15 protein-coding genes and 1 riboswitch are annotated in these 16929 nt (G+C 55.5%); of the genes, 11 read left to right on the forward strand and 4 right to left on the reverse strand.

From position 1 onward, the window contains the following. The first annotated feature begins 25 nt into the window (after positions 1–25). The gene (locus tag RBB76_RS14155; RefSeq protein WP_429634523.1) at positions 26–1273 is read left to right on the forward strand and encodes a nucleoside permease; all 1248 of its coding nucleotides are present in this window, start codon (positions 26–28) and stop codon (positions 1271–1273) included. A 95-nt stretch (positions 1274–1368) separates the two neighbouring features. On the opposite strand, the gene RBB76_RS14160 is transcribed toward RBB76_RS14155, so the two are convergent. Then, on the reverse strand, positions 1369–2334 hold the full coding sequence (locus tag RBB76_RS14160; RefSeq protein WP_429634503.1) for a sugar phosphate isomerase/epimerase family protein: 966 nt from the start codon (positions 2332–2334) through the stop codon (positions 1369–1371). A gap of 155 nt (positions 2335–2489) precedes the next feature. Further along, a complete protein-coding gene (locus RBB76_RS14165) occupies positions 2490–3848 on the reverse strand; it encodes a sugar porter family MFS transporter (protein ID WP_429634504.1) in 1359 nt (452 codons plus the stop codon). Between the two features lie 614 nt (positions 3849–4462). Between RBB76_RS14165 and RBB76_RS14170 the strand changes: the two genes are divergently transcribed. The 4 genes from RBB76_RS14170 to RBB76_RS14185 all read left to right on the forward strand — a co-directional run bounded on the left by RBB76_RS14170 (position 4463) and on the right by RBB76_RS14185 (position 10711). Continuing rightward, complete coding sequence (locus RBB76_RS14170) at positions 4463–4666, forward strand: cold-shock protein (RefSeq protein ID WP_020712649.1); 204 nt, start codon at positions 4463–4465, stop codon at positions 4664–4666. Positions 4667–4893: 227 nt separating this feature from the next. After that, positions 4894–5574 (forward strand): hypothetical protein, encoded by a 681-nt coding sequence (locus RBB76_RS14175; protein WP_429634505.1) that lies wholly within the window; start codon positions 4894–4896, stop codon positions 5572–5574. A gap of 92 nt (positions 5575–5666) precedes the next feature. Then, positions 5667–6248 (forward strand): KdsC family phosphatase, encoded by a 582-nt coding sequence (locus RBB76_RS14180; protein ID WP_429634506.1) that lies wholly within the window; start codon positions 5667–5669, stop codon positions 6246–6248. 50 nt (positions 6249–6298) lie between these two features. Then, a complete protein-coding gene (locus RBB76_RS14185) occupies positions 6299–10711 on the forward strand; it encodes a DEAD/DEAH box helicase (RefSeq protein ID WP_429634507.1) in 4413 nt (1470 codons plus the stop codon). A gap of 21 nt (positions 10712–10732) precedes the next feature. Here the strand turns inward: RBB76_RS14185 and RBB76_RS14190 are convergent, their stop codons facing one another. Further along, entirely contained in the window at positions 10733–11509 is a 777-nt protein-coding gene (locus RBB76_RS14190) for a Nif3-like dinuclear metal center hexameric protein (protein ID WP_429634508.1), read from the reverse strand. 19 nt (positions 11510–11528) lie between these two features. Between RBB76_RS14190 and RBB76_RS14195 the strand changes: the two genes are divergently transcribed. From RBB76_RS14195 to RBB76_RS14205, 3 genes are all read left to right on the forward strand, one after another. Then, a complete protein-coding gene (locus RBB76_RS14195; protein ID WP_429634509.1) occupies positions 11529–11948 on the forward strand; it encodes a hypothetical protein in 420 nt (139 codons plus the stop codon). An 84-nt stretch (positions 11949–12032) separates the two neighbouring features. Continuing rightward, positions 12033–12449, forward strand: a complete 417-nt coding sequence (gene ndk, locus RBB76_RS14200) for a nucleoside-diphosphate kinase (RefSeq protein WP_429634510.1) — start codon at positions 12033–12035, stop codon at positions 12447–12449. Positions 12450–12578: 129 nt separating this feature from the next. Continuing rightward, positions 12579–13205, forward strand: coding sequence for an HAD family hydrolase (locus RBB76_RS14205; RefSeq protein WP_429634511.1), 627 nt, complete (start codon positions 12579–12581; stop codon positions 13203–13205). Positions 13206–13224: 19 nt separating this feature from the next. On the opposite strand, the gene RBB76_RS14210 is transcribed toward RBB76_RS14205, so the two are convergent. Further along, a complete protein-coding gene (locus RBB76_RS14210; protein WP_429634512.1) occupies positions 13225–13737 on the reverse strand; it encodes an N-acetyltransferase family protein in 513 nt (170 codons plus the stop codon). A gap of 190 nt (positions 13738–13927) precedes the next feature. Here RBB76_RS14210 and RBB76_RS14215 point away from each other — a divergent pair, with 190 nt between their 5' ends. Genes RBB76_RS14215 through RBB76_RS14225 form a run of 3 tightly spaced genes read left to right on the forward strand, consistent with a single transcriptional unit; the run spans position 13928 to position 16414 of the window. Continuing rightward, positions 13928–15001, forward strand: coding sequence for an aldose epimerase family protein (locus RBB76_RS14215; RefSeq protein WP_429634513.1), 1074 nt, complete (start codon positions 13928–13930; stop codon positions 14999–15001). A 52-nt stretch (positions 15002–15053) separates the two neighbouring features. Continuing rightward, a complete protein-coding gene (locus tag RBB76_RS14220; protein ID WP_429634514.1) occupies positions 15054–15758 on the forward strand; it encodes a CoA transferase subunit A in 705 nt (234 codons plus the stop codon). Beyond that, positions 15755–16414 carry a 3-oxoacid CoA-transferase subunit B gene (locus RBB76_RS14225; protein ID WP_429634515.1) on the forward strand — a complete coding sequence of 220 codons (660 nt, stop codon included), beginning with the start codon at positions 15755–15757 and terminating at the stop codon, positions 16412–16414. Before RBB76_RS14220 ends, RBB76_RS14225 begins: the two co-directional genes overlap by 4 nt. A gap of 74 nt (positions 16415–16488) precedes the next feature. Then, a riboswitch (cobalamin riboswitch) is annotated at positions 16489–16680 on the forward strand. The last annotated feature ends 249 nt before the right edge of the window (positions 16681–16929 follow it).

Raw genomic sequence — 16929 nt, forward strand, 5'->3', positions numbered from 1 at the left:
AGAAGGGAACCACACCAACGTGAACATGCAGATCAGGACACGCCTCGGCGCAATGATGTTCCTCGAGTACTTCATCTGGGGAGCCTGGTACGTCACCGTCGGCACCTGGCTCGCCTCCTCGCTCCACTTCACCGGCCAGCAGATCGGCCTAGCCGCGGGCACCACCGCCGTCGGCGCCATGATCGCCCCCTTCTTCGTCGGCCTCATCGCCGACAAGCTCTTCGCCACCCAACGCGTCCTCGCTGCCCTCCATCTCCTCGGCGCCATCCTCCTCTTCCTCGCCTCGCAACAAATCGCCTTCAACAAAATCTACCCACTCCTCCTTCTCTACTGCCTCTGCTTCATGCCCACCCTCGCCCTCACCAACTCGCTAGCCTTCCGCCAAATGTCCGACCCCAAACTCGAGTTCGGCCCCATCCGCGTCCTCGGCACTGCCGGTTGGATCGCCGCCGGCCTCCTCGTCGGCACTCTCCGCCTCGAAGCAACCGCACGCCCCCTGCAACTAGCTGCCGCTCTCTCCATCTTGATGGCGATCTACTGCCTCACCCTCCCCGACACGCCACCCCTAGCCCGCGAAGGCCGCTTCTCCATCTCCAGCATCTTCCCCCGCGAAGCCATCGCTCTCCTTCGCGAGCGCTCCATGGCCGTCTTCGCCATCGCTTCCTTCCTCATCTGCATTCCGCTGCAGTTCTACTACGCCTTCACCAACCTCTTCCTCAACGAATCAGGCGTTCACAACGCCGCAGGCAAGATGACCGGCGGCCAAATGTCCGAGCTCTTCTGCATGCTTCTCATCCCCTGGTTCTTCCGCCGCCTCGGCGTCAAATACATGCTCGTCGCCGGCATGTCCGCGTGGGTCCTACGGTATCTCCTCTTCGCCTACGGCAACGCGGACAGCAAAGTCTGGATGTTCTGGCTCGGCATCCTCCTCCACGGCATCTGTTACGACTTCTTTTTTGTCACCGGCCAGATCTACATCGACCGCAAGGCCTCCGCAGCCCTCCGCGCAGCCGCACAGGGCCTCATCACCTTCATCACCTACGGAGCGGGCATGTTCGTAGGCTCATGGCTCTCAGGAGCAGTGGTTGAACGCTACACGACAACATCAGCAACCGGGACACCGATCCACCAGTGGCAATCCATCTGGATCGTCGCCGCATCCGCCTCAGCGGCAGTCCTGGTTCTGTTCCTGATCACCTTCACCGACAAAGAAAGATCACAAGTCACCGCAGTCGAAAGCGCTGGAGCGATCCCAATCGAGTCACCGCTCTAACTCGAAGCGACCAACGGGAGCATCAAGCAAAGCGGTATACAAGTCACGAAGTGACCGCCCCACGCGCAGTGGGCCGTCCGGCAGGACACGCGCCTCTAAGCCCACCAAGCCTCTACAGGAGGCTCTTTCAACAACACCCGCGAAAGCATCGAAATCGCCGAAGACAGCCCCTCATGCGTAGAAGCCAAAGCATCCTCATGCTCAATGCTCATCACATAGTCATACCCAACCAGCCGCAGCGCCGAAGCAATCCTCTTCCACTCCAACTCGTCATGCCCCCACCCAACCGACCGAAACAACCACGACCGCTTCGCCATCTCGCGATAGCTCTTCGTATCGAGCACGCCATTGATATCCCGCATAGCCCCATGGATCGCCACATCCTTCGCATGAAAGTGAAAGATAGCCACACCCAGCGCAGCAATCGCCGTAGGAATATCGATCCCCTGCCACCAAAGATGGCTAGGGTCTAAATTGATTCCAACCGAATCTCCCACCGCTCCCCTAAGCTTCAACACAGTCTCCGGGTTGTACACGCAAAATCCCGGATGAGCCTCAAGCGCAATCTTCACCCCAGCGTCCTTCGCAAACTGAGCCGCACCCCTCCAGTAGGGAATCAGCCGCTCGTCCCACTGCCAAGCCAACGCATCCGAAAACTCCGGAGGCCAAGCCGCCGTAATCCAGTTCGGCGTCACATCCTGCGCCGACCCACCCGGGCAACCAGAAAATGTAACCACCACAGGCACCTGAATCTGCTCTGCCAACTTCACCGTCTTCCGCAGCACTTCATCATCTCGCCCAGCAATCTCTTTCTTCGGATGCACCGGATTCCCATGGCACGACAGCGCGCTGATCGAAAGCCCCGCATCCTCCAGCTTCAAGCGATACGCTCGCGCCGCCTCTTTACTCGAGAGCAGCGCATCCAAATCGAGATGACTGTTCCCGGGCCAACCCCCCGTGCCAATCTCCAACGTTTCAATCTGCGGATATTTCTTCAACTCCACCAGCAACGCATCCAGTGTCAACCCATTGAATATCGGCGTAAACAACCCTAACCGCATCGATGATCCCCTTTTCGTCGTTGTAGTTGCTCTTGCAGTTGCTAGTTCTTTTGTTTGTCATCCCGAAGGGATCTGCGGTTGCAGTTGTAGTTGCTTCTCTAGTTGTCATCCCCGAAGGGGATCTGCTTTTGCATCCGCATTCAAACAACCAACAATCAATGAACCGGCTTCACCTTCTCATGCAGATGCTTCTGCATCGACTCCAACGTAAATCCCTTCGTCTCCGGATAAACCAACAGCACCACCAAAAACTGCACCACCATCATCGCTGCAAAGAAAAAGAACGGAATCGACTTCGAATATCGAGCCAGCACCGGAAAGATACTCGCAATCAACGCATTCGTAATCCAGTGCGCCGACGAGCCAAGGCTCTGCCCCTTCGACCGAACACTCGTCGAAAACACCTCGCTGATATAAACCCAGATCACCGCTCCCTGCGAGAACGCAAAGAAGACAATATAAGCAATCAACACCGCCAGCAGGTATTGCTGATGAGACGCAGTCTGAAAGATCATTGCGGCCGCCAGAAGGCACACGCCACAGCCAACCGCACCCACCAGCAACAGCTTCTTGCGCCCGACTTTATCGATCAGCGAAACACCGGCCAGCGTCGCCACCAGGTTCATCGCGCCAATCGCTACCGCCTGCAGATCGCTCGACACCTGACTGAACCCGGCACTCGCAAAGATATCGTTCAGGTAGTAAAGAATCGCGTTGATCCCCGTCAGTTGATTGAACATCCCAATCGAAATCGCCAGAAAGATCGGCAACCTGTTCTGCGCAGAGAATAACTTCGTCGCCGACTCCAGCCTCTCCTGACGAATCGACTCGATAATCTCCTGCACCTCAGCCTCAGAGTCAGGCGATCCCATCCGCTGCAGCGTCAACGTAGCCTCTGCAATTCGATTCTGCGTAATCAGCCACCTCGAACTCTGCGGCACACTCAGCAACATAATCAGGAAGAGCAGCGCTGGAACAAACGCCACTCCAATCTGTACCCGCCACTGAATCCCACCCTGCACAAAATGCGCCACAATCGCATTCGACATATACGCCAGCAAAATCCCCACAACCACGTTGATCTGAAACAGACCCACCATCCGCCCCCGCCACTTCGCCGGCGAAAGCTCTGCAATATAGACGGGCCCCAACACCGACGAACCACCAATTCCAAGCCCGCCAAGAAAACGGAAGAACAAAAACATACCCCAGCTTCCAGCCAGTGCACACCCCAGCGCCGAGACAACATACAACACCGCCATCCACCGCAACGCCTTCCGACTGCCTAGCTTCTGGCCCAGGGACCCACTGGTCATCGCCCCAATCACCGTTCCCCAAAGCGCAATCGAAACCGTAAACCCAAGGTTCGCCGGGGAAAGTTGATACTTATCCGTCAGAGCATGTGTAATTCCCGCTATCACAGCCGTGTCGAAGCCAAACAGCAAACCGCCAAGCGCACCTGTGATAGCGCTCTTTGCCAATAGAAAAACGGAACTCGATTTTGTAGTCGTCATAAGCGCAATGCCTATCCTAGCCGCTAAAACCCAAAAACGACTAAGAGCCTGGGCCAAACTTTCAGCGCCGAAAAATAATCGAAAAAATCTTCATCAAATTTGGCGTATGAGTTATACCCACTTCGCTACAATTAAATTAGAGATCAAAACCAAGGGCTGCCTGTGGCGAAAGCTGCGGCAGCCCTTCGAACTTAACCTGTCCACAACGGACCACAAACGCACCACGAAAGGACCACAAGCAGCCACATCCATGCACGCGTTGTTTCCAGCCTCAAGTGTTCTTAACTCAGGCACGGAACAAGTCCGGCATCCCATAACCCAAACAAAACAAGTATTTTGCACGTAAGTACTTTATATGCAATATTTTAGCAGCACCTATCCCCGCTAAACCGTTGTATCCAATCGACTTGCTTGCAAAATACCCCCCAAGGGGAGGGGGGAGGGGTATAGCCACCGAAGTTCAAAAAAAGGCCAGCCGAGGCGAAATCACTCTTTAGAAGAAGTTTCCCGCCGGATTTGGAAGAAACATGTAACGTTATTGATTGAAATTCGCTCACATCCTGCTACCCTTATAGCTAATGGCGAAATATCGCCTTATGAAAGTAGGACGCATCATGGCAAACGGAACAGTTAAGTGGTTCAACGACGCAAAAGGTTTTGGCTTCATCACCCCGGAAGACGGTGGAGAGGATCTCTTCGCGCATTACTCTGCAATCAACTCCAGTGGCTTCAAGTCTCTCCAGGAAGGTCAACGCGTAACGTTTGACATCACTACTGGCCCCAAGGGCAAGCAGGCTGCGAACATCCAGCCCGCCTAATCCGACATCTCCCGCGATAAGCTGCACCACCGGATAGCGCAGCCTCGCGCCAACAAAACGTGCCGAAGGGTTACAAATAGACGCCAACGCGTCGACTTGTGACCCTTCGCACTTTGAGCACCACACCGGCCTTGCTCCAAACCAACCGCGATACAACTCTCGGGTGATTCAGTACCTATTTGGTAACTGCTAAGTTACCTCCACTGCGACCACGCAGGAGGTTACTCATGACTCCCCTTCAGCAAGCCTCCCTCCTATTTTTCCTGGCCCCGACCCTCACTTTTGCCGCCAGCGTCCAAAAAACTATCCTCCCCGACAACGTAATCACCTGCCAGCCAAACGCCAACTGCTTCGGCAAGAGCCTCTACGGCCGAAACTACAGAGTCATCACCACTCCCCGTTTCACCGTCATGGTCGCCATATCTCATGAAGGCGCCTACACCCGCGCCGACGTCAGCATCGCCAACAACACCGTCCTGCCCCAAAGCCTCACACCCGAAGACTTCCGCGTCGAGGTCCTTACCCCCAAGCCGAAGATTCTCCTCTACGTCCCTCCAAGCGACCTGAAGGATCTACCCGCGACGCCAACCCCGGCCCCGCAACATCAGACCTCCCCCACGCCCCCAATCGCGTCCTCGTTCCTCTCCCAACAATCTTCCATATCCTCCCCCTCTGATCCAGCGCAGACTCCCGCAGTTTCAGACGCTGACTCAGACGCAAAGAAGATGGCCTTACAGCAAGCTGAGGACAAGGCCGCAAGCGATCATCCTCTTCAAGCGACCTCTCTACCCCCCAACGAAGTAACTCGCGGTCGCGTCTACTTCGAGAGCGACAAACACGCACGGCTGGTGAATATCGTGCTGCCCATCGCAGGCCTGGTATTCGAGTTTCCCTACAGCATGAAATAGCCATGACCCGAGCACCACCTCTGGGGTCTCCTGGAACGTCATCCCCCGGGTACATGGGATCTTGCTGGTGGCCGTAAGGCTATCATCGTCCCATGACTGCTGAAGCCCGCGCAAAAAATATAAAGGTTCTCATCTTCGATGTAGATGGAGTCCTTACCGACGGTCAGATCTTTGTCATTCCAAACTCTCAAGGTCACGGCGTCGAAACAAAAGGTTTCTCCGCACACGACGGACTCGGTATCTCGCTTGGTCGCCTCGGCGGCCTTCGCATCGGCATCATCACAAAGCGCCAATCCCAAACTGTCGCCATTCGAGCCAATGATCTTAAACTGGAGTTCATCTACCAAGGCCAATCTCACAAGATGTTCGCCATTAGAGAGATCCTCGAGAAGACCGGCTACACCATCGACCAACTAGCCTATGTTGGCGATGACATCGTTGACCTTCCAGTACTACGCCAATGCGGACTGGCCATCGCCACAGCCAATGCCCGACAGCAGGTCAAATCCGTAGCCCATTTCGTCACGCCGAACCCCGGCGGGTTTGGGGGCGCCCGGGATGCCATCGACTTCATCCTCTCCGCCCAGGGAACGCTAGAAAAAGTAATCGAGCAATACCTTGACGAATCGAGCACTGTTGCGGCGGCCTCTGATGTTGGCACCAGCAAGATATAGATAATAATGCAGCGAAGAAAGAACGAACAAAACCGAGATACAATCAGCGAATGCCATGGGAAGTCCCTCAATCACTCGCTTGGGCGCATCCCGTCACCGCCGAGTGGTTTCTCTCCAAATTTGGCAGCTCCACCGAACCCCAGACCCACGGCTGGCCGAGTATCCTCGCGGGCCAGGCCACTCTTATCTCAGCACCCACTGGATCAGGAAAAACTCTGGCAGCGTTTTTGGTCTGCATTGACCAGCTCCTGCGACAATCTCTCTCAGGTCAACTCGGACCCTGTACTCAAGTTGTTTACGTTAGTCCTCTCAAAGCCCTTTCCAACGACATTCAGAAAAATCTCGATGCACCACTAGCCGAGATTCAACAACTTGCAATGGAGCGTGGCTATCTTTGCCCCGAGATCCGCACAGGAGTTCGCACGGGCGACACCCTCCCCAAAGAGCGTGCCGCCATGCTCCGCAACCCACCTCACATCCTCGTCACTACTCCCGAATCTCTTTATATCCTCCTCACTGCCGGCAAGAGCAGAGAGAATCTACGCCGTGTCCGCACAGTCATTGTCGACGAGATCCACGCTGTAGCGGACGACAAACGCGGTGCCCACCTCGCCCTCACACTCGAGCGCCTAGACGCCCTCGTCACTGGAGAAAACTGCCTCAGTCCAGGCCAGTTCCTCACCGGCCTCTCCACTCCGCCCCAAAGGATCGGCCTCTCCGCCACGCAAAACCCTATTGAACTCGTTGCCAACTTCCTAACTGGCATCCACGAAGACCGTAAGCCCGCGACTATTGTCCAAGTCGGCCAACGTCGCGAGCTCGACATTGCCATCGAAGTTCCAAGCGACGAGCTAAACTCTGTCACCAACAGTAATATGTGGACCGAGATCTTCGACAAGCTTGCCGCCTACGCTCAGAATCACCGTTCAACCCTGGTCTTTGTCAACACTCGCCGCCTCGTCGAAAAGATCGCCTTCGAACTCGCCGCGCGCCTTGGTCCCGAGCACGTAGCCGCACATCACGGCTCGCTCTCTCGCACCCTGCGCCTCGATGCCGAGCAGCGTCTCAAGAATGGTGAAATTCAAATTCTCATCGCCACTGCGTCCCTCGAACTCGGCATCGACATCGGCGACATCGACCTTGTCTGCCAGATCAGCACAACACGGGCAGTAGCCGTGGCCATGCAGCGAGTCGGCCGTGCCGGTCACTGGCGCGGAGCCATTCCGAAGGGCCGCTTCTTCGCCACCACCCGTGATGATCTCCTCGAACAAGCCGCCCTCGTCAGAAAGATGCGCGCCGGAGAACTGGATAAGTTACAAATTCCTCCTCAGCCCGCCGACGTCCTCATGCAGCAGATAGTTGCTGCCTGTGGGGCCGAATCCTGGGAAGAAGACGCACTCTTCGACGTCTTCCGCCGTGCCTATCCGTACCGCAATCTCACCCGCGAAGCCTTCGATGAACTTCTTACCCTTCTTACTGAAGGCATCGAATCGAGTCGCGGCCGCTACGGAGCGTATCTTCTTCGTGATGGCGTCCAGCACCATCTCCATCCCCGCCGCGGCGCCCGCATGATCGCAATATCCAACGGAGGTGCGATTCCCGACACGGCTCTCTACAGCGTCATCCTCCAGCCCGAAGGTGTACAGATCGCGACTCTCGACGAGCACTTCGCGGTCGACTCCAGTCCAGGCGACATCATCCTTCTAGGCACCTCCAGCTGGCGGATTCAGCGCGTCGAAGCCACCGGCCGCGTCCTCGTCGAAGACGCCCATGGCGCCCCTCCTAGTTTGCCTTTCTGGGAAGGCGAAGCCCCCCAGCGCACGGCCATCCTCTCTGACGGTGTCGGTGTGCTCCGCGAACAGATTTCCGCGCTCACTCCCAACGTCACCCCAGGTTATATCTCCCCCGCACAACCCGAAGTCGCCGCCGCCACCGCCTGGCTCATGCAGGAGTGCGGCGTCTGCGCCAGCGGAGCCCAACAGCTCATCGTGTACATCGTCACAGGTCGTGCTGCTCTTGGTGCTGTACCCTCCAAAACCATCATCATCGCAGAGCGCTTCTTCGATGATGGCGGTGGCATGCAGCTCATTCTTCATGCTCCTTTTGGCGGTCGTATCAACAAAGCCTGGGGTCTCGCGTTACGCAAACGCTTCTGCCGCGGCTTCAACTTTGAGCTGCAGGCCGCTGCCACCGACAACGGAATCAACATCTCCCTCGCCGAACAGCACAGCTTCCCCCTTGCCGACGTCTTCCAGTTCCTCACCGAACACACCGCCAAAGAGCTATTGGAACAAGCGTCCATAGCCTCCCCGATCTTCAAAAACCGCTGGCGTTGGGCTGCGGGTCGTAGTCTACAACTACTCCGCTTTTCAAAAGGCAAACGCATAGCCCCACAGATTCAGCGCACCCGCTCTGAAGATCTCATGGCCTCTGTTTTCCCTCAGGCTGCTGCCTGCTTCGAAACGATTGTCGGCGACATCCAAATTCCCTATCACCCACTCGTCAACGAGGTCATGCAGGACGTCCTCCAGGAAGCGATGGATCTTGAAGGGCTCATTGATCTTCTTCGCGCGATAAAAGAAGGCTCCATCCGTTGCCTGGCGGTCGATACCCCAACTCCCTCGCCGTTTGCCCATGAACTTCTCAACGCTAATCCCTACGCTTATCTAGACGAAGCCGGTCTCGAAGAACGTCGGGCTCGGGCCACCTCACTTGGCCGAAACCACCCGGACCAACCCGGCAAAGTAGATCCTGTCGCTATTGCCGCCATCCGCAAAGAGATATGGCCCGATCTCCGCGACGAGCACGAACTCCACGACCTTCTGCAATCTCTGGTAGTTCTCCCCTTGCACGTACTCGACTCGGCCGATGTCCGCGACTGGCACCTCTTTTACGATCGCCTCGCTCGCACAGGTCGCGCGCATAGGATCGACTGCGCCGGAAGCCAAGTCTGGGTCGCTACCGAGCGACTCCCTTGGGTAGCCGCCTTGTGGCGAACGGTAGTCGATAATGGGCCAAAATCAGTTACAAAAGAAGAAACCCTCCTAAAGGTAGTACAGGGATGGTTGCAGATTACGGGACCCACGACATCTAACTCTCTCGCTCGCACTCTAAACCTCGAACCTGCCGGTATCTTCCAAGCCTTCCTCAGTATGGAGACGCAAGGTCTTCTCATACGCGGAACGTTTGAGTATGCCGCGCCGGCAGAGTCGGCCGGAGGAGCTACAGACCACGATATTGAGTGGTGCGAACGCCGCGTTCTCCAACGCATTCACCGACGAACCGTTGCCACACTCCGCAAGCAGATTGAGCCAGTCCCTCCGGTTGTCTTTATGCGCTGGCTGCTCACTTGGCAACATCTAGCCCCCCAAACTCAACTCACCGGTGAAGAGGGCGTCTTCGAAGCTCTGCGGCAACTTGAGGGATTTGAAGCTCCTGCCATCGAGTGGGAGCGTACCCTTCTTCCCTCCCGCGTAGCCAACTACGACCCCCGCTGGCTAGATTCGCTGTGTCTCTCAGGAGCCGTGGGCTGGGGCCGGATCTCGCCTCATCCAGCTTGGTCTAAAGGCGACGGCTCCTCTCCGCGGCGAGTTATACCCACCAATGCTGCGCCCATCACCTTCTACATCCGCGAGACTGCGGACTGGCTCCCATACGCGCTCGCTGATCAGGGTGTTGAAGAAGAAAAGCTAGCCGTTGCCCTCAGTCCCACAGCTCTACAACTCCGAACACTCCTCCAGCAACGCGGTGCCTGCTTTGCCAACGACATTCAGCGCATTGCTAACCTCACTCGGCAACAAACTCAGCAAGCTTTATGGGAGCTCGCAACGGCAGGCGTCGTAGCTGCTGACGGCTTCGACCAACTCCGCGCCTGCATGGATCCCCGCCGCAAATCCATGACAACCGAAGCCCTTGGCAAACGAACCGCGCGGAGCTCGGTAGGTAGATGGTCATTGCTTCGCGAGGGAATTCAGACCTCTCAGACGGCAATCGAGATCGCCCGCCATACCGAGACCGCTCTTGAATCCTTCGCCCGTCAACTGCTCAGCCGTTATGGCGTTATTTTTCGCGACCTGCTTCTCGGTGAATCCAACGCTCCCAAGTGGCGCGATCTGCTCAATATGCTCCGTCGCCTAGAGGCCCGTGGCGAGGTCAGAGGCGGTCGATTCGTCTCTGGCTTTGGCGGCGAGCAATATGCCCTTTCCGAGGCCGTCGAATCTCTCCGCGCTACACGCACACGCGAATGCAGCGCAATTATTGCCGTTGCCGCAGCCGACCCAATGAACCTGGTCGGTATCGTCGTACCGGGCGATCGTGTCCCCGCCGTTCCGGGCAGACAGGTTTTCTATTGCAACGGCAAGCTACACGCAGAGAAGGGCAATCGGGAAATCGATGAGCTCTCCAGCCACGGCCTAGCTAACTCGCCGTCGGGGCTATCTCATCTCCCCTTCACGTTCGCTTGACGAGTACTGGCTCAATCCTGATCATTGCGGAGACTTTGTGACAGGGCCATGGTCTGGATTCCATAGTGGCTGTCCCGCCGCGATATGGTCGACTCGCGTCCCAGGAAACAACTCCCGCAAATCTTTGGCGCACCGCTCCATTCCAGGCTCCTCTGATACCTGGTGTCCCAGCAAAATCAGCGCCTTAGGCCTACCCTGCGCTACGGCATCCCGAACGTACTCGACTGTCTCCCATTCGCTTGCCTCACCGGCGATCAACACTTCGACCCCGGGCTGACGCAGAGCGTAAACCTGCTTCTCTAATCCGGAGGATCCCGGAAGGAATGCCACATGGGATATAGAAAGATTAGGATCTCCTTCGACTCGCAGTGTTTGAATGTGAAGTTTAGACTGCAGCGATCTGGACAACTCCGCCAGTGTCACCCGAGGAATCGTTACAAAATATTGTCCACGGGCCCCAGACGGATGCGGATACTTATCCCAGCCGAGTTCCTCGTACATCCCCTTTAAGATGTGATCGGTTGTATCAGCATGAATCTCATCATGGAGCCGAAACACCACCAGATGGTGTTGTTCAATGAACGCCAACTTCTCTTTGTAAACCGGATCATCGGTAAAGAACTTCGTCTCATCGAGGTGGTTATAGAAGGTGGGCTCATGCGTGACAATCAAATTGTCCCCACGACGGACCGCCTCACGTAAAACCTCCATCGTGTCGAGGAATGTTGTGGCGATACCGGTGACGAGTGTATTCGGATCGCCCGCCTTAAGGGTATCCACTGTGTTGGGTGGGGGCATTGCGGCGTAGCGGTGCTGTATGAGACTGATCGCCTCGCCCGCCCGGAGTATTTGCGCGCGCGATGATATCGAAAGAAGTATCAACAACGTTAGAAGGATTCGCATCGGCATCATCGTGGGAGTAACTGAGATCGTCCGACAATTCTATCGCCGAGCAATTGGCTTTGCGTCGTCGAATGTTGTGGCAGCCAGATTTCGGCACGACAATCCGATAGTCTTGATCCGCAACGAAGATGAGTTCATGCCGGACCGATTAAGTTTGACGGCGATAGAAGAGCCCGGCAGTGAAGAAGACAATAGCGACCATGAGGGCCAGGCGCGCATGGAGGATGTTATGCAGACGCAGGCTGAGCAACGCATCCGCAAGCCACGCGGCGAAGCCCAGAAACCATATCCACGCTGTCTTTTGGAACATCCGCATTCATCCATGCTCCAGTGAGAAGTTTTCAGTCAAGCTTGAACAGGCGCGGTTCGCTGGCCTTGTTCTACACTAAGTAATAGAGACTCACCTAGGAGAAATACGTTGTCACAACGCACATTTAGCATCATCAAGCCGGACGCAGTTCGTAAGGGCTACTCGGCGGCAATTCTGGCCGAGATTGAAAAGGCAGGGTTTAAGATTGTTTCGATCAAACGGCTTTCGATTTCGAAGGCGCAGGCTGAAGGCTTCTATTACGTTCACGCGTCGCGTCCGTTCTTCGGCGAACTGACCGAGTTTATGTCGAGCGGCCCCATTTTTCCGATGGTGCTCGAGAAGGATAACGCGATTGCCGATCTGCGCAAGTTGATGGGTGCAACCAACCCGGCACAGGCGGATGAGGGCACGATTCGCAAGAAGTTTGCATCGTCGATTGGGGAGAATGCTATTCATGGTTCAGACGCTGAGGATACAGCTGCGTTTGAGATTGGGTACTTCTTTGCCGGTTGCGAACTGAAATAAATCGATTGATTCACAATGTTCAGCGGCGGCGATAGTGCGATCTAAGTCTTGGTCGCCTATCAAGCCCTGGATTTTCTCGCGAGCGAGGGCGTCTGGCTCTTGGCGCTGATGAGATGCAAGGAGAGATTGATGTTAGCTGCGCCTCGGAAGTTGAAGTTGCCAAAGGGGCCTTTCAAGGCTTATCTATTCGACTGCGATGGAACAATTGTTGACTCGATGCCACTACATTACATCGCGTGGAAGAGGGTTCTGGCGGAATGGAACTGTGAGTTTGGAGAACAGACGTTCTATGCGTGGGGTGGAATGCCGGTATCCGAGATTATCTCCGCGCTGAATGTGCGAGATGGCTTGGCGATGCCCGGGGAAGAAGTGGCAAAGCGGAAGGAGGCACTGTACTTCGAGATTCTTCCTGGGTTGAAAGCGGTGCCGGAAGTACTCGAACATATCGAATCTAGTCACGGGCAAATCCCATTTGCAGTGGTATCAGGTAGTACAAGGGATTCTGTAACCTCTTCGCTGGAGGTGCTCGGTCTTCTGGACAAATTCGAAACGTTGGTGTGTGCGGGGGATTACGAACGGAGCAAACCCGATCCAGAGCCTTTTTTGATCGCAGCGAAGCGGCTTGGGGTGAGTCCGGAAGACTGCCTGGTTTTTGAAGACACGGAGATGGGAATTCAAGCAGCGACGGCCGCTGGGATGGCTTCGGTGAAGGTATTGCAGCCGTGGGAGCGGGAGAAGTCTCTAGTACTTACCTAAGCAATCGACTAGGGAATGCTCAAAGCTGTTTGCGGAAATTGACGCATCGATCAACTATTTCGAAGCCGAGAGCTTCATGGGCTTTCTGTGACCTTGTGTGGTCGATCCAGGTATCGGAAGCCATCTCTTTACAACCATGATCACGTGCCCAATTCTCCGCAGCACGCATCAAGGCCGTGCCGATACCCTGACCTCTGAAGTGCTCGTAAACGAACCAGCCTTCGATGAAGCCAACGGGTTGCGACGGATCGCAGCCGTCGGCGTGTGAACGCAGTCCTACCTGAAGAAAACCGTTGAGGGTCCCGTCCTCGCGATAGCAGGTAAGAATTGTTGCTGGCAGAATGCCGTACATTCCGGAGGTAAGCAGGCGACCTATTTCTTCGCGGTGTTCTTCGATGGATGTTTCTGGCCACAGCAACGCGCACATTCTTGCGATCTCGTCTTGATCTGAGATTTGCGCCTGCCGAATGCTGAGACTGAACTCTGTGCGTGAAGTGCGAGTTGACTCAAGCCTCCGGTTTTGCGTGGTCATGGTCATCCTTCTTACGATTACTCTTGACGTTAAATGTTATCGCTGTTTCGTATAGACAGTGGTTCACGTATAGTGGCGAGGGTTGCCGAAGCGACGAAATTCTGCTTCAGGACAGGCCGAATACCGCCCGCAGGTGGGAAAGTGTACGGGGAGAATGACGATGAGATGGCTGAGGATTATGCTGCTTAGCATGACAACTGCAATGGCGGCACATGGCTCGGTAACTAAAAGTGCGTTCGGGACCACACCGGACGGTACGGCAGTCGAACTCTATACGTTAAAGAGCGAAGGAATTGAGGCACGCATTACGACCTTTGGGGCGCGTGTAGTTTCGATCAAGACGCCGGATCGCGACGGAAAGATTGCCGATGTAGTGTTGGGATATAGCTCTTTGGATGGCTACGTTGCGGATAAGTCCACGTACTTTGGCGCGATTGTCGGGCGGTACGGCAACCGCATTGCGTTCGGAAGATTTTCTCTTGATGGTCATCAATATCAGATTCCAACGAATAATGGCGCCAACTCGTTGCATGGGGGCACGGTGGGCTTCGACCGCATGGTTTGGCAAGCGCGGGCCATCGCAGATGGAGTCGAGATGACATTGGTAAGTAAGGACGGCGATCAGGGCTACCCCGGGACGCTCACCGTTCATGTCCGATACACGGTTCATCACGGTGCATTGCGCATCGACTACAGTTCCTCTACAGATAAAGACACTGTTATCAATTTAACCAATCACTCTTACTTCAATTTGTCGGGTGATGCGAAGAACACGATTCTTGATGAAGAGGTGATGATTCCGGCTGATCAGTACACACCAGTAGATTCGGGGCAGATTCCAACGGGGACACTGGCTTCAGTGGAGGGTACACCATTCGATTTTCGTAAGCCGACTGTGATCGGAACCCGGATTCACGATGACAATGAACAACTGAAGATCGGCGGCGGATATGACCATAATTGGGTTCTCCGCGGTAAGAACGGAGAGGTAAAGACTGCAGCTCGAGTTTACGATCCTGTGAGCGGTCGCGTTTTGACCGTGACGACGACTGAGCCGGGGGTGCAGTTTTATACGGGCAACTCCCTTGATGGAACGCCGTATGGGAGTTCGCAGGAAAGCCATGCGAAAAACACCGGGCTCTGTCTGGAGACTCAGCATTTTCCGGATTCGCCGAATCATCCAGCTTTTCCATCGACCGAGTTGAAGCCGGGCGAAGTCCGGCACAGCACCACTACCTTCACCTTCTCGACTCACGCAAAGTAAGCGGTTATAAAACGACGCGGCTTCTTTCCTCAGCAGCCTAGGAATTATTTCGATGAATAAAGTTGTCCAAACTGCATATGAAGCAGTCGCGGATATCGCTTCCGGTGCGACGGTGATGCTTGGAGGTTTCGGGCTTTGCGGGATTCCGGAGAATCTGATTGCCGCGCTAGTAGAACGCCGCGTAACCGGGCTACACACGATAAGCAACAATATGGGCGTTGACGGCTTCGGTATGGGACTGATGCTCGAGGCCGGGATGATTGCTTCACACATCGGAAGCTATGTTGGCGAAAATCGACGGCTGGAGGCCTTGGTATTGAAGAAAGAGCTTGATCTTACGCTGATTCCGCAGGGAACGCTGGCTGAACGAATTCGCGCGGGTGGCGCCGGAGTTCCGGCGTTTTATGTGCCGACCGGATTGGGAACAGTGGTGGCGGAAGGAAAAGAAACGCGCAAAATCGGAGATCGGACTTACGTGCTAGAGCACTCACTAAACGCCGACGTTGCGTTGATCAAAGCGTGGAAGGGTGACCGATTGGGTAATTTGGTTTATCGGAAGACCGCTAGAAACTTCAATCCGGTTATGGCGACCGCCGCGAAGCTAACGATCGCTGAAATCGAGGAACTGGTCGAACCAGGTGAGCTCGATCCGGACCACATCATTACCCCTGGAATCTATGTGAATCGAGTTGTGGTCGGCAGCGTTTATCGTAAACCGATTGAGTCGAAGTTCATCCAGTCCGGCGGTGCCGCGTGACAGGGAAAGAGCGGATTGCGCGGCGGATCGCGCGAGAGTTTCGAGATGGTTTTTATGTGAACCTTGGCATCGGACTGCCGACTATGATTGCTGTATACGTTCCTGCGGGGATCGATGTTATGTTCCAGTCGGAAAATGGAATGCTCGGTGTCGGCGGGCCCCCGACCGATGAGTGCGCTGACCCCGACCTTATCAACGCAGGGAAACAGCCAGTGACGGAACTACCAGGATGTTCGTTTTTCGGGAGCGAGGAGTCGTTTGCGATGATTCGCGGCGGACACATGGATATGAGCATTCTTGGAGCGATGCAGGTAGACGAGCATGGCAACCTCGCAAACTGGACGATTCCGGGAAAGATGGTGAAGGGTATGGGAGGCGCGATGGATCTGGTGGCGGGGGCGCGTCGCGTGATTGTTGCGATGGAGCATCAGACCAAGGATGGAGCATCGAGGATTTTGAAAGAGTGCACACTCCCGCTGACTGGACAGCGCGTGGTCCATGACATCGTTACTGAACTTTGTTGGATTCGCGTAAGCGCCGAAGGGCTGGTGTTGACTGAGGTAGCCGATGGGATGGACGCCGCTGAGGTGCAAGCCCGGACCGAGGCAAGGCTACTTGTTTCGCCAGATCTGCGTGTGATGACCGTCAACGCATGAGTATAGTGCGGGATTTACTTTCGGTGAATTTCAATGCCGACGTGAGCCTGACATCGCGTCGATTTCGTTGTGGTATAACGAAATCTGTCTCGGGTGCCCATCAGGGCATAACAGGGAAGTCCGGTGAAGAGCCGGCGCGGTTCCGCCACTGTAAGTGAGGATGGCTGCTTGAAGTACCACTTGGCCAATGGCTGGGGAAGGTAAAGCGGCGTGCAGGTCACCTGCCTCCTCCAAGCCAGGAGACCTACCCGAGAGTAACCGGCAGACTTCTGCGGAGAACAAGAAGATGCATGATCGCCATTCTTATTCGGTTTTCTCATTTGGAGCTCTTTTCATCGAACCTGTTGCCTTAGCTTCAGGAAGAGGTGTGAGCTTTGAGTGAGATGCGTCGTCAACGTGTAGTGCGGGCAGACGGTCGCTCGGTGAACATTGTGCAGCGGCGCGCGCATCTCTCCTATTGTTTTTCCGGATGCTGTTGCGGCAAGGTCGAGCGCGGCTATGCACAGGTGCCCGCC

This window comes from Tunturiibacter psychrotolerans (genome assembly GCF_051013365.1).
In the GTDB taxonomy this organism is placed as follows: Bacteria; Acidobacteriota; Terriglobia; order Terriglobales; family Acidobacteriaceae; genus Edaphobacter; species Edaphobacter psychrotolerans_A.